At 69.2% G+C, this 16871-nt stretch carries 17 protein-coding genes; 1 reads left to right on the forward strand and 16 read right to left on the reverse strand.

Annotated elements, in window-relative coordinates; all coding sequences use genetic code 11:
* The first annotated feature begins 88 nt into the window (after window positions 1-88).
* Window positions 89-1882, forward strand: coding sequence for a glycosyl hydrolase family 18 protein (locus ABZ934_RS06840; RefSeq protein ID WP_361310274.1), 1794 nt, complete (start codon window positions 89-91; stop codon window positions 1880-1882).
* 173 nt (window positions 1883-2055) lie between these two features.
* Here ABZ934_RS06840 and ABZ934_RS06845 read toward each other — a convergent pair whose 3' ends face one another.
* The 16 genes from ABZ934_RS06845 to prfA form a co-directional block, all read right to left on the reverse strand.
* A complete protein-coding gene (locus ABZ934_RS06845; protein ID WP_361309357.1) occupies window positions 2056-2502 on the reverse strand; it encodes a DUF2550 domain-containing protein in 447 nt (148 codons plus the stop codon).
* A 128-nt stretch (window positions 2503-2630) separates the two neighbouring features.
* Entirely contained in the window at window positions 2631-3005 is a 375-nt protein-coding gene (locus tag ABZ934_RS06850) for a F0F1 ATP synthase subunit epsilon (RefSeq protein ID WP_190183442.1), read from the reverse strand.
* A 157-nt stretch (window positions 3006-3162) separates the two neighbouring features.
* Window positions 3163-4605 carry a F0F1 ATP synthase subunit beta gene (atpD, locus tag ABZ934_RS06855; protein ID WP_361309360.1) on the reverse strand — a complete coding sequence of 481 codons (1443 nt, stop codon included), beginning with the start codon at window positions 4603-4605 and terminating at the stop codon, window positions 3163-3165.
* Window positions 4605-5534, reverse strand: coding sequence for a F0F1 ATP synthase subunit gamma (locus ABZ934_RS06860; protein ID WP_361309363.1), 930 nt, complete (start codon window positions 5532-5534; stop codon window positions 4605-4607). Before ABZ934_RS06860 ends, atpD begins: the two co-directional genes overlap by 1 nt.
* Before the next feature lie 20 nt (window positions 5535-5554).
* Window positions 5555-7150, reverse strand: a complete 1596-nt coding sequence (gene atpA, locus ABZ934_RS06865) for a F0F1 ATP synthase subunit alpha (protein WP_190183439.1) — start codon at window positions 7148-7150, stop codon at window positions 5555-5557.
* Window positions 7151-7279: 129 nt separating this feature from the next.
* The gene (locus ABZ934_RS06870) at window positions 7280-8095 is read right to left on the reverse strand and encodes a F0F1 ATP synthase subunit delta (RefSeq protein WP_361309365.1); all 816 of its coding nucleotides are present in this window, start codon (window positions 8093-8095) and stop codon (window positions 7280-7282) included.
* The gene (locus ABZ934_RS06875) at window positions 8092-8631 is read right to left on the reverse strand and encodes a F0F1 ATP synthase subunit B (protein WP_361309368.1); all 540 of its coding nucleotides are present in this window, start codon (window positions 8629-8631) and stop codon (window positions 8092-8094) included. Before ABZ934_RS06875 ends, ABZ934_RS06870 begins: the two co-directional genes overlap by 4 nt.
* A gap of 41 nt (window positions 8632-8672) precedes the next feature.
* The gene (gene atpE, locus ABZ934_RS06880) at window positions 8673-8900 is read right to left on the reverse strand and encodes an ATP synthase F0 subunit C (RefSeq protein WP_030386954.1); all 228 of its coding nucleotides are present in this window, start codon (window positions 8898-8900) and stop codon (window positions 8673-8675) included.
* 79 nt (window positions 8901-8979) lie between these two features.
* Window positions 8980-9801, reverse strand: a complete 822-nt coding sequence (gene atpB / locus ABZ934_RS06885; protein ID WP_361309371.1) for a F0F1 ATP synthase subunit A — start codon at window positions 9799-9801, stop codon at window positions 8980-8982.
* Window positions 9802-10026: 225 nt separating this feature from the next.
* Window positions 10027-10464, reverse strand: a complete 438-nt coding sequence (locus tag ABZ934_RS06890; protein ID WP_361309373.1) for a hypothetical protein — start codon at window positions 10462-10464, stop codon at window positions 10027-10029.
* 285 nt (window positions 10465-10749) lie between these two features.
* Window positions 10750-12084, reverse strand: coding sequence for an MraY family glycosyltransferase (locus tag ABZ934_RS06895; protein WP_361310276.1), 1335 nt, complete (start codon window positions 12082-12084; stop codon window positions 10750-10752).
* A gap of 104 nt (window positions 12085-12188) precedes the next feature.
* Window positions 12189-13418 (reverse strand): serine hydroxymethyltransferase, encoded by a 1230-nt coding sequence (glyA, locus tag ABZ934_RS06900; protein ID WP_361309375.1) that lies wholly within the window; start codon window positions 13416-13418, stop codon window positions 12189-12191.
* A 92-nt stretch (window positions 13419-13510) separates the two neighbouring features.
* Complete coding sequence (locus ABZ934_RS06905; RefSeq protein WP_361309377.1) at window positions 13511-14167, reverse strand: protein-tyrosine-phosphatase; 657 nt, start codon at window positions 14165-14167, stop codon at window positions 13511-13513.
* The gene (locus ABZ934_RS06910) at window positions 14164-14811 is read right to left on the reverse strand and encodes an L-threonylcarbamoyladenylate synthase (protein WP_361309379.1); all 648 of its coding nucleotides are present in this window, start codon (window positions 14809-14811) and stop codon (window positions 14164-14166) included. The genes ABZ934_RS06905 and ABZ934_RS06910 overlap by 4 nt, the downstream gene beginning before the upstream one ends.
* Window positions 14812-14869: 58 nt before the next feature.
* Entirely contained in the window at window positions 14870-15715 is an 846-nt protein-coding gene (gene prmC, locus ABZ934_RS06915) for a peptide chain release factor N(5)-glutamine methyltransferase (RefSeq protein WP_361309382.1), read from the reverse strand.
* A 73-nt stretch (window positions 15716-15788) separates the two neighbouring features.
* The gene (prfA, locus tag ABZ934_RS06920) at window positions 15789-16868 is read right to left on the reverse strand and encodes a peptide chain release factor 1 (RefSeq protein ID WP_361309385.1); all 1080 of its coding nucleotides are present in this window, start codon (window positions 16866-16868) and stop codon (window positions 15789-15791) included.
* Window positions 16869-16871 lie beyond the last annotated feature (3 nt).

Raw genomic sequence — 16871 nt, forward strand, 5'->3', positions numbered from 1 at the left:
CCCCGCGACTTCGACGGACCTACGGAGGACGACCTTGAGCACAGCACCCCCACCCCGCACCCGTCTCTTCAGAAGGCTCGCCGCTACGGTGGCCGCCTTCGCCCTGCCGGCGGCGGGACTCGTCGCCCTCGCCGGCCCCGCCCAGGCCGCCGGCTCCGCGACCGCGACGTACACGAAGGTCTCCGACTGGGGCTCCGGCTTCGAGGGCAAGTGGACGGTGAAGAACACCGGCACCACCACCTTGACCGGCTGGACCGTGGAGTGGGACTTCCCCTCCGGCACGACGGTCACCTCCGCCTGGGACGCCGACGTCACCGGCTCCGGCACCCACTGGACCGGCAAGAACAAGGGCTACAACGGCACCCTCTCCCCCGGCGCGACCATCAGCTTCGGGTTCAACGGCGCCGGCGCCGGCGCGCCCGCCGGCTGCAAGATCAACGGCACCTCCTGCGACGGCGGCACGACCCCCACCGACGCCCCGCCCTCGGCACCCGGCACCCCCACCGCGAGCGGGGTCACCGACACCTCCGTGACCCTCGGCTGGAGCGCGGCCACCGACGACAAGGGCGTCAAGAACTACGACGTCTTCCGTGACGGGGCCAAGGTGGCGACCGTCACCGGTACCGGCTACACCGACTCCGGCCTGACCAAGGCAACCTCCTACGGCTACACCGTCACGGCCCGTGACACCGCCGACCAGACCGGCCCCTCCTCCGGCGCCCTCTCCGTCACCACGACCGGCGGCGGCACCACGCCCCCGCCCACCGGCAGCAAGGTCAAGCTCGGCTACTTCACCGACTGGGGCATCTACCAGCGCAACTACCAGGTGAAGAACCTCGTCACCTCCGGTACCGCCGCGAAGATCACGCACATCAACTACGCCTTCGGCAACGTCACCGGCGGCAAGTGCGCGATCGGTGACGCCTACGCCGACTACCAGAAGACGTACGACGCCGCGTCGAGCGTCGACGGCACCGCCGACACCTGGGACCAGCCCGTCGCCGGCAACATCAACCAGCTGCGCGAGCTCAAGAAGAAGTACCCCGGCATCAAGGTGCTGTGGTCCTTCGGCGGCTGGACCTGGTCCGGCGGCTTCGGCCAGGCCGCGGCCAACCCGGCCGCCTTCGCCGACTCCTGCTACAGCCTGGTCGAGGACCCCCGCTGGGCGGACGTCTTCGACGGCATCGACATCGACTGGGAGTACCCGAACGCCTGCGGTCTGTCCTGCGACACCAGCGGCGCCGCCTCCCTCAAGAACCTGCTGGCCGCGCTCCGCGCAAAGTTCGGAGGCAGCAACCTGATCACCGCCGCGATCTCCGCCGACGGCTCCAACGGCGGCAAGCTCGACCTCGCCGACTACGCGGGCGCGGCCCAGTACGTCGACTTCTACAACGTGATGACCTACGACTTCTTCGGCGCCTGGGACGCCAAGGGCCCGACGGCCCCGCACTCCCCGCTCACCTCCTACGCGGGCATCCCGATCGCCGGCTTCAACTCCGAGGCCGCGATCACCAAGCTCAAGGGCAAGGGCATCGCCGGCTCCAAGCTGAACCTGGGCATCGGCTTCTACGGGCGCGGCTGGACCGGCGTCACCCAGGACGCCCCCGGCGGCGCCGCCACCGGCCCCGCCCCCGGTACGTACGAGCAGGGCATCGAGGACTACAAGGTGCTCAAGAGCAGCTGCCCGGTGACCGGCACGATCGCCGGCACCGCCTACGCGAGGTGCGGCAGCAACTGGTGGAGCTACGACACCCCCGCCACCATCGTCGGCAAGATGACCTGGGCCAAGCAGCAGGGCCTCAGGGGCGCCTTCTTCTGGGAGTTCAGCGGCGACACCGCGAACGGTGAACTCGCGAACGCCATCCACACCGGTCTCCAGTAGCCCCCACGCACGGGGCCGGTGAAAGACGAAGCCGGGGAGAAGGGTCCGCCCCCTTCTCCCCGGCTTCTCCTTCTTGACGCACCCCTCGCACGGCTCGGCCCCGGGGGCCTCCCCGACGTCGCGCCGCTGCGCCGGACTCCGTCCGGCGAGGGCGATCCAGCTCCGTCGGCCCCTCAGGCCACGTTCACCCTCTGCCCGGGAGGCGCCGCCTCCAGCCAGGCGAGGAATCCGGTCAGCGCGTCGTCGCTCATGGCCAGCTCCAGGCGCGTCCCCCGGTGGGAACAGCCGAGCACGACGGCGTCGGAGAGCAGCGCCAGCTCCTCCTCGCCCTCGGGGGCGCGACGGGCCAGCACCTCGATGGAGGCTCGCTCCAGGAGACGGCGGGGTCGAGGCGAGTAGCTGAACACCCGGAACCATTCGATCCGGTCACCGCTGTAGCGGGCGACCCCGTACACCCAGCCCTTGCCGGAGACGTCGGGCTCCTCGGCCACGCCCCAGCGCAGGCTGCAGTCGAAGGTCCCGCCGGACCGCTGGATGAGTCTGCGGCGCAGCCCGAAGACAAACAGCCCGATCACCACCAGGGCTACGACCAGGCCGCTCACAAGCAGAGCGAGGAGCATCTTCACCGACCTCCTCGCTCATCGAATACAGCACACGAAAAACTGATCCGCATCGCCTCAGCCGCGACCCGCTCCGGAGAAGTCCGGATCGGGCCGCGGCTGAGGACGCACACTGTTCGGTAAGGGGCTCAGTGCCCCGTCACCGCGCGCAGCCGGACATCGGCGCGACGCTCGGCGGCCGCATCGGCCTCCGCCTTCGCGCGCTCCAGTGCCCGCTCCGCCCGCTGGACGTCAATCTCGTCCGCGAGCTCGGCGATCTCGGCCAGCAGGGACAGCTTGTTGTCCGCGAACGAGATGAAACCGCCGTGCACCGCGACGACGACAGTGTTGCCGTCGCTGGTGCGGATGGTCACCGGGCCCGATTCCAGCACACCGAGAAGCGGCTGGTGACCGGGCATGACGCCGATGTCGCCCGACGTGGTGCGCGCGACAACAAGGGTGGCCTCGCCGGACCAGACATTGCGGTCCGCCGCGACCAGCTCGACGTGCAGCTCAGCAGCCAAGGTGGCTCCTCGGGTCACCACCCGGCGGTTCGGCCGGGTGTTGGGTCAAATTCTAATGGGCGTGGGGAGAGGGACGGGACACACCCGCCCCTCTCCTGGGGGCACCTCCCGGCGGTAGCCGGGGGACATTCAGCGCTGCTCACCAGGGAGCGGGGCTTCAGGAGACGCCCAGCTCCTTGGCGTTGGCCTTGAGGTCCTCGATGCCACCGCACATGAAGAACGCCTGCTCGGGGAAGTGGTCGTAGTCACCGTCGCAGATCGCGTTGAACGCGGTGATCGACTCGTCGAGCGGAACGTCCGAACCGTCCACGCCGGTGAACTGCTTGGCGACGTGGGTGTTCTGCGACAGGAAGCGCTCGACGCGACGGGCACGGTGGACAACGAGCTTGTCCTCCTCGCCCAGCTCGTCGATACCGAGGATCGCGATGATGTCCTGGAGGTCCTTGTACTTCTGCAGGATCCCCTTGACACGCATGGCGCACGCGTAGTGGTCCGCCGCGATGTACCGCGGGTCGAGGATGCGGGACGTCGAGTCCAGCGGGTCCACGGCCGGGTAGATGCCCTTCTCGGAGATCGGACGGGAGAGAACCGTCGTCGCGTCGAGGTGGGCGAAGGTGGTGGCCGGCGCCGGGTCGGTCAGGTCGTCCGCGGGGACGTAGATCGCCTGCATCGAGGTGATCGAGTGACCGCGGGTCGAGGTGATGCGCTCCTGCAGCAGACCCATCTCGTCGGCCAGGTTCGGCTGGTAACCCACCGCGGACGGCATACGGCCGAGCAGCGTGGAGACCTCGGAACCGGCCTGGGTGTAACGGAAGATGTTGTCGATGAAGAAGAGCACGTCCTGCTTCTGCACATCGCGGAAGTACTCCGCCATGGTCAGACCGGCGAGCGCGACACGAAGACGGGTGCCCGGGGGCTCGTCCATCTGGCCGAAGACGAGCGCCGTCTTGTCGATGACGCCCGAGTCGCCCATCTCCTCGATGAGGTCGTTGCCCTCACGGGTACGCTCACCGACGCCCGCGAAGACCGACACACCGTCGTGGTTGTTGGCGACGCGGTAGATCATTTCCTGGATCAGAACGGTCTTGCCGACACCGGCACCACCGAACAGACCGATCTTTCCACCCTTGACGTACGGGGTGAGGAGGTCGATGACCTTGACGCCGGTCTCGAACATCTCGGTCTTCGACTCGAGCTCGTCGAACCGGGGGGCCTTGCGGTGGATCGGCCAGCGCTCGGTCACCTCGGAGTTGGCCTCCGGGTAGTTGAGCACCTCACCGAGGGTGTTGAACACCTTGCCCTTGGTGAAGTCACCGACGGGGACGGTGATGCCCTCGCCCGTGTCGGTCACCGCGGCCTGGCGGACCAGACCGTCGGTGGGCTGCATGGAGATGGTGCGGACCAGGCCGTCACCCAGGTGCTGGGCGACTTCCAGGGTCAGCGTCTTGAGCTTGCCGTTCTCGGCCGGGTCGGCGACCTGGACCTTGAGGGCGTTGTAGATCTCGGGCATGGCGTCGACGGGGAACTCCACGTCGACGACCGGGCCGATGACCCGGGCGACGCGGCCCGTGGCGGCGGCCGTCTCAACAGTGGTCGTCATTACTTGTCACTCCCCGCGGTCGCGTCAGCCATGGCGCTCGCGCCACCGACGATCTCGCTGATTTCCTGGGTGATTTCGGCCTGGCGGGCCGCGTTGGCAAGCCGGGAGAGGCTCTTGATGAGATCCCCGGCGTTGTCGGTTGCCGACTTCATCGCGCGGCGGCGGGCGGCGTGCTCGGAAGCGGCCGACTGCAGCAGCGCGTTGTAGATGCGGCTCTCGACGTAGCGCGGCAGGAGGGCGTCGAGGACGTCCTCCGCCGACGGCTCGAACTCGAACAGCGGAAGGATCTCGCCCTTCGCGCGCTCTTCGTCCTGAGCCCCAGCGGAGGTCTCCGCGAGGCTGAGCGGCAGCATCCGGCCGTCCACGGCGTTCTGCGTCATCATCGACACGAATTCCGTGTAGACGATGTGCAGCTCGTCCACGCCGCCCTCGGCCGTCTCCGTCTGGATGGCCTCGATCAGCGGTGCGGCGACGCGCTTGGCGTCCGCGTAAGCCGGGCTGTCGGTGAAGCCGGTCCACGAGTCCGCGATCTTGCGCTCGCGGAAGCCGTAGTAGGCGACACCCTTGCGGCCGACGATGTAGGCATCGACGTCCTTGCCCTCAGCGCGCAACCGCTCGGTGAGCCGGTCCGCCTGCTTGATGGCGTTCGAGGAGTAGCCGCCGGCCAGACCGCGGTCGCTCGTGATGAGCAGGACCGCGGCGCGGGTCGGCGCCTCGACCTCGGTGGTCAGGGCGTGCTTGGTGTTCGAACCGGTCGCCACCGCGGTCACCGCACGGGTGAGCTCGGTCGCGTACGGCATCGATGCCGCCACCTTGCGCTGCGCCTTGACGATGCGCGAGGCGGCGATCATCTCCATCGCCTTGGTGATCTTCTTGGTCGCCGTGACGGCACGGATGCGACGCTTGTAGACCCGGAGCTGCGCTCCCATGAGTCAGGTCCCTTCCGTCGTCACTTGGAGACGTTGACGGCCGGAGCGTCCTCGCCCAGGAGCTTGCCGTCAGACGTCTCGAACTGCTGCTTGAAGGCAGCGATGGCGTCCGCGATCGACGTCAGGGTGTCGTCGGACATCTTGCCGCCCTCGGCGATCGAGGTGAGGAGGTCCTTGCGCTCACGGCGCAGGTGCTCCAGCAGCTCGGACTCGAAGCGACGGATGTCGTTGACCGGGACGTCGTCCATCTTGCCGGTGGTGCCGGCCCAGACGGAGACGACCTGCTCCTCGACGGGCATCGGCTGGTACTGGCCCTGCTTGAGCAGCTCGACCATGCGCTTGCCGCGCTCCAGCGAAGCCTTCGACGCGGCGTCCAGGTCGGAACCGAAGGCGGCGAACGCCTCCAGCTCGCGGTACTGGGCCAGGTCCACGCGCAGACGGCCGGAAACCTGCTTCATGGCCTTGTGCTGCGCGGAACCACCGACGCGGGAGACCGAGATACCGACGTTCAGCGCCGGGCGCTGGCCCGCGTTGAACAGGTCGGACTCCAGGAAGCACTGACCGTCGGTGATGGAGATGACGTTGGTCGGGATGAACGCCGACACGTCGTTCGCCTTGGTCTCGACGATCGGCAGACCGGTCATCGAACCGGCACCCATCTCGTCGGAGAGCTTCGCGCAGCGCTCCAGCAGACGCGAGTGCAGGTAGAAGACGTCACCCGGGTAGGCCTCACGGCCCGGCGGGCGGCGCAGCAGCAGCGAGACGGCGCGGTAGGCGTCGGCCTGCTTCGACAGGTCGTCGAAGATGATCAGGACGTGCTTGCCGGCGTACATCCAGTGCTGACCGATGGCGGAACCGGTGTACGGCGCCAGGTACTTGAAGCCGGCCGGGTCGGACGCCGGGGCGGCGACGATCGTCGTGTACTCGAGCGCGCCGGCCTCTTCCAGGGCGCCGCGAACGGACGCGATGGTCGAGCCCTTCTGGCCGATTGCGACGTAGATGCAGCGGACCTGCTTGTTCACGTCGCCCGAGCGCCAGTTGTCGCGCTGGTTGATGATCGTGTCGACGGCAAGAGCGGTCTTGCCGGTCTGACGGTCACCGATGATCAGCTGACGCTGGCCACGGCCGATCGGCACCATCGCGTCGACGGCCTTGTAGCCGGTCTGCATGGGCTCGTGCACCGACTTACGGACCATGACGCCCGGGGCCTGCAGCTCAAGGGCGCGGCGGCCCTCGGTCGCGATCTCGCCGAGGCCGTCGATCGGGTTGCCGAGCGGGTCGACAACGCGGCCGAGGTAGCCCTCGCCGACACCTACGGAGAGAACCTCACCGGTGCGCTGCACCGGCTGGCCCTCCTCGATACCGCTGAATTCGCCGAGGACGATCGCACCGATCTCGCGCTCCTCGAGGTTGAGGGCGAGACCGAGGGTGCCGTCCTCGAACTTCAGCAGCTCGTTCGCCATGGCGGAGGGCAGACCCTCCACCTTCGCGATGCCGTCGCCGGCAACGCTGACCGTTCCGACCTCCTCGCGCGAGGCCGCGTCCGGCTGGTACGACTGGACAAAGTTCTCCAGTGCGTCCCGGATCTCCTCCGGCCGGATCGTGAGCTCCGCCATCTGGGTTCCCTGCTCTCCTTGTTGGGCCTGAAGCTTCATAGGGGTCTGGGGGCGACCCCCAGGAATCTTCTGCAAGTTCTGCACGGCCCAACCGGGCCGCTAGGAATGCGTTGTTCTATTGGTGGCCGGTCAGCCGGCCATGCGGCGGGACGCCTCTGCGAGGCGGTCCGCGATGGTGCCGTCGATGACCTCGTCGCCGACCCGCACCGAGATCCCGCCGAGGACCGTGGGGTCCACGTCGAGGTTCAGATGCATCTGGCGGCCGTACAGCTTGGCCAGCACCGCGCCGAGACGCTGCTTCTGCACGTCGCTGAGCGGAACCGCGCTGGTCACGGTGGCGACCATGCGGTCACGGCGCTCGGCGGCGAGCTTGGAGAGGGACTCGAGTCCCGCTTCCAGGCTACGTCCACGCGGCCGCGTGACGAGACGGATGACCAGTCGCTCCGTGGCGGCGTTCACCTTGCCGCCGAGCAGGCTGCGCAGCAGCTCGCTCTTGGCGGAGGCGGTCGCCGCACGGTCGGTCAGCGCGGAGCGCAGCTCGGTGCTCGAGGACACGATCCGGCCGAACCGGAACACCTCGTCCTCGACGTTGTCGAGCGCACCCGCGCGCTGGGCCGCCGTGAGGTCGGCGGTGGCCGCCAGTTCCTCCAGCGAGTCGACCAGGTCACGCGACTGCGACCAGCGGGACCGGGCCATGCCGGACACCAGGTCGAGGGTTTCCCCGCTCACCTGGCCGCCCAGCAGGCGGCCCACCAGCTCGGCCTTGGCCTCGCCGGCCTGCGACGGGTCCGTGAGGACCCGACGCAGCGAGACCTCACGGTCGAGCAGCGCGGTGACGGAGGCCAGCTCGTCGGCGAGCTTCGCCGCGTCGACGGACGTGTTGTCCGTCAACGCGTCGAGACGCTCACGCGCGGAGGCCAGCGCCTCGCGGCTCGCTCCGTTCATCGGGCGGCCTCGGCCTTCTCCTCAAGCTCGCTGAGGAAACGGTCGATGGTGCGGCTCTGCCGGGCGTGGTCCTCAAGGGACTCGCCGACGAGCTTTCCGGCCAGGTCGGTGGCGAGCTTGCCCACGTCCTGGCGGAGCGCCTGCGAAGCGGCCTTGCGGTCGGCCGCGATCTGGGCGTGGCCGGCAGCGATGATCTCCTCACGCTGCCGCTGGCCCTCTGCGCGCAGTTCTTCCTTGAGCGCAGTGCCCTGCTCCAGCGCTTCCTGGCGCAGGCGCGCGGCCTCGTGCCGGGCTTCGGCGAGCTGGGCCTTGTACTGCTCCAGCACGCTCTGGGCCTCGGTCTGAGCGGCCTCAGCCTTCTCGATACCGCCCTCGATGGCCTCGCGACGCTCGTCCAGAACCTTGTTGATGTTCGGGAGGAGCTTCTTCGCGAGGAAGCCGAAGACGATGACGAAGGCGATCAGACCGATGACGAGCTCGGGGATCGGCGGGACGAGAGGGTTTTCCTTCTCGGCCGCGAGAACCAGGAGGTTCACATCAGTGCCTTTCGTCTAATCGGACTAGTGGTCGCGGTTCGTCAGCTGTAGACGAACGGCATGACCAGACCGATGAGGGCGAGCGCCTCGCAGAAGGCGAAGCCGAGGATCTGGTTGGCGCGGATCAGACCGGCAGCTTCGGGCTGACGGGCGAGAGCCTGCGTGCCGTTACCGAAGATGATGCCGACGCCGACGCCGGGGCCGATGGCCGCGAGACCGTAACCAACGGAGCTGAGGGAGCCGGTGACGGCGGCAAGGGTCTGGGACATGCCAGTTCTTCCTTCTCTTTCACGGACCGGTGGGGGTTGGCCACCGGACGAAATGGGGGCTGAGCGGGGCGGGCCTGGCTCAGTGGTGCTCGGCGAGCGCGCCCTGGATGAAGCTGCAGGCCAGGAGGACGAAGACGTACGCCTGGACAGCCTGGATGAAGAGCTCGAAGGCGGTCATCACGATCACCATGACGAACGAGACGCCCGCGTAGGCGATGCCGATCCCGTTCAGCAGGTACCAACTGGCGATGGTGAACAGCAGCAGCAGGGTGTGACCCGCGAACATGTTCGCGAACAGTCGGACCGCGTGGGTGAAGGGGCGGACCAGGACGTTCGAGAAGAACTCGATGACCATGACCAGCGGCAGAACGCCGCCCAGGCTCTTGTCGTAGCCCGTCAGGTTCTTGAGGCCGCCGACGAAGCCGTGACGCTTGAACGTCACCGACATCCAGATGAAGTAGACGATCGCCGCAAGGACTGCCGGGAACGCGATGATCGAGGTCACCGGGAACTGGGCCAGCGGAATGATCGACCAGAGGTTCAGGATCCAGACGAAGAAGAACGTCGCGACCATGAAGGGGACGTACTTCTCGCCCTCCTTCTTTCCGAGCGTCTCGTAGACGATGCCGCGGCGCACGAAGTCGTAGCCGGATTCGGCGACCATCTGGAGCTTGCCCGGGACGACCTTCGGCTTGCGGAAGGCGGCCCAGAAGAACCCGACGATGACGACGGTGCCCAGGAGCGCCAGCAGCATCGGCTTGTTGAAGTACAGGTTGCTGTCGGCGTCGCCCCACAGCGGCTCGAAGAGGAACGAGTGCAGGCCCGGGCCGGGGAAGCCACATCCGTCGAAGATGTGACAGTCGGTCTCGAAGGCGAGCACCTGCGTCGGGTCAGGACTCACCGCGGGCTCCTTCAGCGTGGCGCATGGGTACGGCAACCTCGTTGTGTCGGCGCGGCGCGAAGCCGCGGTTCGGCACTGGACTGGTGTAACGGATGTGGGGGCGGCGGTCAGGCATCGCGCCTCGCGATGGAACAGGCGTCAGCTCGGATGCCCGCGCCCGCAGTGCCGCAGTTTGAACCGGACGATAGCAGCATCTCGAACGCACACTTATCCCGGCCCTACCCCTCACGGCTTCGACCCCGGACTTCCGGGCTTGTCGCCCTTCGTGGACTCGGGTTCGACGTAAAGAATCTTGGCCTTCATGTGGGCCCGCGTCTGCGCGCCGATCCACACGAGGGTGGTGGCGACGAGCGTGATCGCGAATGCCCGGGGGTGGAACAACGTCGTGTTCTTGAACACGGCGAGAAAGACGAAGAGCAACAGGATCTGGGCCGCGTAAAGCATGAGGCCCATCGCCTGGAACAGGTGCGGCAGAGATTTCGCCGTGCGTTGGAGAACCAGGAATCCAAGGCCCATGAAGACAATCACCAGCAGCGTCGCCACGACGGCACCGATCGCGCCCTTGCCGCCCACGACCGCACCGCTGATCGCGACGGCTACAGCGCCGGCGACAGCCGTGGGTACGGCGGTTTGCAGGAGGGATCGGACGTCATCTGACCGCATGGCGGTTTGCTCCGCGTGGTGGTGGGGGCACGGACTCGTACGGGACTCGTACGGGGACGAGCGTAAGCCCGGTCCGAGGCAGCGCCTCGGGCCAATGGACCGTCGCACTACGGTCCTTCGGCTCTGTCGCCGGGTTTAGTGAACGGTATCACAAAGTATTTGATGAGAGCTTTACCCGGGGAGTGTGCTGACTGTCACACATGAGGGTTACCGCGCCCGTGTGTGCAGGACACGGGGGCACCTTGTCTGGTAAAGGGCGTTCATGTCGGACATGCTCTCGGGGCGTCAGCGAGCCGATCCGGCCTTACGCCGGTCGGGGAAGCGCGAACGGGGGCCAATGGCGGTCGCCCCGTTGACGCCCGAGACACCAGCCGCGATCGGCCGGGCCGGCTCGGGTTCCGTGCCCGAGGCATCCAGGGCCGCCGCCTCCGCCGCCCGTTCCGCGTGCCGGTAGCGCGGCGGGACCAACGCCTCCGCCCACCGCGGGGCGCGCGGGGTGAACCGCGGCAGGAGCAGCAGGACGAGACCCAGGGCGCTCAGCCCCGCGATGCCGAGCACGATCCACATCGAGGTCGAGTGCACCGAGTAGGCCACCGCCCCGAAGGCGATCAGGCCCGACCAGAAGTACATGATCAGTACGGCACGGCTGTGGGAATGCCCGAGTTCCAGCAGCCGGTGGTGCAGGTGCCCGCGGTCGGCCGCGAAGGGCGACCGGCCGTTCCAGGTGCGCCGGACGATGGCCAGGATCAGGTCCGCCATCGGGATCGCGATGATCGTCAGCGGCAGCACCAGCGGGATGAAGACCGGCAGCATCGCGTGCGTCGCGTTGCGCTCACCGCCCGCGAAGAGCTTCAACGTGTCCGGGTCCACCTGCCCGGTGATGGAGATCGCGCCGGCGGCCAACACCAGGCCGATCAGCATCGATCCCGAGTCCCCCATGAAGATCCGGGCGGGGTGCATGTTGTGCGGCAGGAAGCCCAGGCACATGCCCATCAGGATGGCGGCGAACAGCGTCGCCGGCGCCGCCGACTCGATCCCGTAGCCGAACCAGATCCGGTACGCGTACAGGAAGAACGCGGTGGCGGCGATGCAGACCGTGCCGGCCGCCAGGCCGTCGAGGCCGTCCACGAAGTTCACCGCGTTGATCGTGAGCACCACGAGGGCCACCGTCAGCAGGTTGCCCTGCCACGGGGTGACCGAGACCGTACCGATGAAGGGCACCGGAATCCACAGGATCGTCAGACCCTGGATGACCATCACACCGGCGGCGATCATCTGGGCGCCCAGCTTGATCAGGGCGTCGATCTCGAACTTGTCGTCCAGCACGCCGATCAGCCAGATCAGCGCGGCGCCGGACAGCAGCGCCCGGGGTTCGTTCGAGCCGGTGAACACCCCGTTGAGGTTGCGCAGGTGGTCGGCCACGAGCAGTCCCGCGCACAGTCCGCCGAACATCGCGATCCCGCCGAGCCGAGGGGTCGGCTCGCGGTGCACGTCACGGGCCCGGATCTCCGGCATGGCCCCGACCGCGATCGCGAACTTCCGCACGGGCCCGGTCAGCAGGTAGGTCACCGCGACCGTGACGCAAAGCGTCAGCAGATATTCACGCACTGGCAGCCCCAGATGTATCGCCGGCCATCTCAGCCCCACACATTAGCCGCGATGTCACCGCTACCGAGGACGCGCGGGGTGCCTACCCCGGTTGCGGTACGCCCCGCTCGTCCGTGTTACGCCCCATAAGGAGGAAATCCACCGGCCAGCTCGGCGACCTCCGTGCGGGTCCGAGCGGCTTGCCCGCGCAGCGCCGCCCCGCACAGCGCGGCGATGCGGGCCATCTCCGTCTCCCCCATGCCCTGGGTGGTCACGGCCGCGGTGCCCAGGCGGATCCCGCGCTGATCGCCGTAGGGCAGGGCGCAGGTGTCCAGCACGATGCCGGCCGCGGCGAGCCGGCCCCGGGCGGTCGGACCGTCGATGCCGAGCGGGGCGGGGTCGGCGCAGATGAGGTGGGTGTCGGTGCCGCCGGTCGTCACGGCGAGACCCGCGGCCTCCAGGGCCTCGGCCAAAACTCGGGCGTTGGCGACGACCCGGTGGGCGTACGTGGTGAACGCGGGACCGGCCGCCTCACCGAAGGCCACGGCCTTCGCGGCGATCGTGTGCATCTGGGCGCCGCCCTGCGTGAAGGGGAACACCGCCCGGTCGACGCGCTCGGCCAGTTCGGCGGTGCACAGGACCATCCCGCCGCGCGGGCCGCGCAGCACCTTGTGGGTGGTCGCGCAGACGATGTCCGCGTACGGGACGGGGCTGGGGGCCGCCCCGCCGGCGACGAGCCCGATCGGATGCGCCGCGTCGGCGATCAGGTAGGCCCCCACCTCGTCGGCGATCTCCCGGAACACGGAGTACTCGGGGTGGCGGGGGTAGCAGATCGAGCCGCAGACGATGGCCTTGGGCCGGTGCGCGCGGGCGAGTTCCTGCACCTGCTCGTAGTCGATCAGGCCGGTCTCGGCATCGACGCCGTACCCGACGAAGGAGAACCAGCGGCCGGAGAAGTTGGCGGGAGAGCCGTGCGTGAGGTGTCCGCCGTACGGGAGGCCCATCGCGAGCACCGTGTCGCCGGGGCGCAGCAGCGCGGCGTACGCGGCCAGCACGGCGGAGGAGCCGGAGTGCGGTTGGACGTTGGCGTGTTCGGCGCCGAACAGCGCCATGGCCCGCTCCACTGCGATGCGTTCGGCGAGGTCCGCGTACTCGCAGCCGCCGTGGTGGCGGGCGCCGGGGTAGCCCTCGGCGTACTTGTTGGCGAGCGCGGAGCCGAGCGCGCCGAGCACGGCGGGCGAGCAGAAGTTCTCGGCGGCGATCAGCTGCAGGGAGCCCGCCTGCCGTTGGGCCTCCCCCGCGAGCACGTCGGCCATCCTCGGATCCTGCTGCCGCAGCAGGTCCGTGGGCGGGGTGATGACGCTCATGGCGCGGCTCCCAGTGCTGTCCCGGATACGGCCACTGTAGGCCCGCCCCCACGATCCCGCCCCCGGACGCCGCCGCCGGCCGCGCCGGGCCGTCAGCGGGAAGCCGTGACGCCCGTCAGGGCGGTGACCACCGGGTCCAGCGCCTGGTTGATTTCGTCGCCGATCGAGCGGAAGAAGGTGATCGGCGCCCCGTACGGGTCGTACACCTCGTCCGCGTCGGCGGACGGCGCCAGCAGCCATCCGCGCAGCGCCGCGGCCGCCCGTACGAGGGCCCGCGCGCGCTCGGCCATGCCGTCGTCCAGCGGCGGCAGCGTGGCGGGGTCTATCGCCCGCACCAGTCGCGTGAACTCCTTCAACGTGAACGTCCGCAGCCCCGCCGAGTGGCCCATGGAGATGACCTGCGCCCGGTGGTCCCGGGTCGCCGTCAGCACCAGGTCGGCCCGGATGACGTGTTCGTCCAACAGCTCCCGCCCGGTGAAGCCGGAGGCGTCCGCGCCGAAGTCCGCCAGCACGGCGGCCGCGTTGGCCTCCATCGGGGCCCCCTCGTGGCCCCACGTGCCGGCGCTCTCCACGATGAGTTCGCCGGCGACGAGACCCCCCAGCCGGTGGCTGAGGGCGTGCCGCGTCAGCCGCTCGGTGATGGGCGAGCGGCACACGTTCCCGGTGCTGACGTGGAGGATGCGGAAGCAGTCCCCCCCTGCCTCCGCCGGAAGACGCCCCGTTGCTATGCCACGCCCCTGAGGGCTCACGGGGCCACCTCGAGGTCGGGTACGACCTCCCGCAGCTGCTCGGCGGTCAGCGCCCCCGCGCGCAGCAGGACGGGAACCTTCCCCGTCACGTCGACGATCGAGGACGGCTGGATGCCCGGGGTGGGGCCGCCGTCCAGGTACACCGACACCGCGTCGCCCAGCATCGCGCGGGCCGCGTCGCAGTCCTCCGGCGCCGGGTGCCCGGTCAGGTTCGCCGAGGACACGGCCATCGGGCCGACCTCGGTCAGCAGCTCGATCGCCACGGGGTGCAGCGGCATGCGCACGGCCACGGTCCCGCGGGTCTCTCCCAGGTCCCAGGCCAGCGACGGCTGGTGCTTGGCGACGATCGTCAGCGCGCCCGGCCAGAACGCGTCGACCAGCTCCCACGCCTGCTCGGAGAAGTCGGTGACCAGGCCGTGCAGCGTGTTCGGGGAGCCGATGAGGACAGGGGTGGGCATGTTGCGACCGCGCCCCTTGGCGGCGAGCAGGTCACCGACCGCCTCAGCGCTGAAGGCGTCCGCGCCGATCCCGTACAGGGTGTCGGTGGGCAGCACGACGAGTTCGCCGCGGCGCACTGCGGATGCGGCCTCCCGCAGGCCCGTCTTGCGGTCCGTGGCGTCGTTGCAGTCGTATCGCCGGGCCATCAGCGGGCCTCCTCATGCAGCGGGGTGGTGACGTTGTCCGGGAATGGGGTCGCGCGGATCACGGCAAGGCCTTGCGGGCGGTCGCGAAGCGCGGGCGTTTGTTGAGGTCGGGGTGGTCGGCCGCGTCGGCCCAGCCCCGCTCCTCGGCGAAGATCCACGGCACCTGGCCGCCCTGGGTGTCGGCGTGCTCGATGACGACGATGCCGCCGGGCCGCAGCAGCCGGTGCGCGGTGCGTTCGATGCCCCTGATGGTGTCGAGGCCGTCCTCGCCGGAGAACAGCGCCATCTCGGGGTCGTGGTCGCGGGCCTCGGGCGCGACGTACTCCCACTCGGTCAGCGGGATGTACGGCGGGTTGGAGATGACGAGGTCCACCTGGCCGTCCAGCTCGGGCAGCGCGCTGAGCGCGTCGCCCTGGTGCACGGTGACCCGGGAGCCCTCGGCGTTCTTGCGGGTCCACCGCAGGGCTTCCTCGGACAGCTCGACCGCGTGGACGCGCGAGCGCGGCACCTCCTGCGCCATGGCCAGCGCGATGGCACCGGAGCCCGTGCAGAGGTCGACGATCAGCGGCTCGACCACGTCCATGGCCCGGACGGCGTGTATCGCCCAGTCCACCACCGATTCGGTCTCGGGCCGGGGCACGAAGACCCCGGGCCCGACCTGGAGCTCCAGGTACCGGAAGAAGGCGCGCCCGGTGATGTGCTGGAGCGGCTCGCGCGCCTCGCGGCGGGCGACGGCCTCCCAGTAGCGGGCGTCGAAGTCCGCGTCCTTGACGTGGTGCAGTTCCCCCCGCTTGACGCCGTGCACGAAGGCCGCGAGCTCCTCCGCGTCGAAGCGCGGTGAGGGCACGCCGGCGGCGGCCAGCCGCTGGGTGGCCTGGGCCACCTCGGCAAGCAGCAAGTTCACGCTGGTCCTCCGGGCTGCTGTCGTACGGGGGTGGAGCGGGGGTCAGGCAGGCGCCACGGTCAGGCGGTCGCGGTCAGTGCGCGGCCGCGAGCTTGGCGGCGGAGTCGGTGTCGACGCACGCCTGGATGACCGCGTCGAGGTCTCCGTCGAGCACCTGGTCCAAGTTGTACGCCTTGAAGCCGGTCCGGTGGTCCGAGATCCGGTTTTCCGGGTAGTTGTACGTGCGGATCTTCTCGGACCGGTCCACGGAACGCACCTGGCTGCGGCGCACGTCGGAGGCTTCCTGCTCGGCGGCTTCCTGGGCCGCGGCCAGCAGCCTGGACCGCAGGATGCGCATCGCCTGCTCCTTGTTCTGGAGCTGGCTCTTCTCGTTCTGGCAGGAGGCGACCACACCGGTGGGGATGTGCGTGATGCGCACGGCCGAGTCGGTGGTGTTGACGGACTGGCCGCCGGGGCCGGAGGAGCGGTACACGTCGATGCGCAGGTCGTTCATGTTGATCTCGACCTCGACCTCCTCGGCCTCCGGGGTGACGAGCACGCCCGCGGCGGAGGTGTGGATGCGGCCCTGCGACTCGGTGGCCGGAACCCGCTGGACGCGGTGTACGCCGCCCTCGTACTTCAGGCGCGCCCAGACGCCCTGGCCGGGCTCGGTGGCGCCGTTGCCGCCCTTGGTGCGGACGGAGACCTGGACGTCCTTGTAGCCGCCGAGCTCGGACTCGGTGGCGTCGATGATCTCGGTCTTCCAGCCCACGCGCTCGGCGTAGCGCAGGTACATGCGCAGCAGGTCACCGGCGAAGAGGGCGGACTCGTCGCCGCCCGCGCCCGCCTTGACCTCCAGGAGCACGTCCTTGTCGTCGCTGGGGTCGCGCGGCACGAGCAGCAGGCGGAGCTTCTCCGTGAGCTCTTCGCGCTGGGCGGCCAGTTCCTTGACCTCGGCGGCGAAGTCGGGGTCGATGGCCGCGTACTCCTTGGCCGTCTCGATGTCCTCGGCGGTCTGCTTCCAGGCGCGGAAGGTCGCGACGATCGGGGTCAGCTCGGCGTATCGCTTGTTGAGCTTGCGCGCGTTGGCCTGATCCGAGTGGACCGAAGGGTCGGCGAGCTTCTTCTCAAGGTCGGCGTGCTCGCCGACCAGTTCCTCGACCGCCTCGAACATCGG

Source organism: Streptomyces sp. NPDC046557 (assembly GCF_040645975.1).
In the GTDB taxonomy this organism is placed as follows: domain Bacteria; phylum Actinomycetota; class Actinomycetes; order Streptomycetales; family Streptomycetaceae; genus Streptomyces.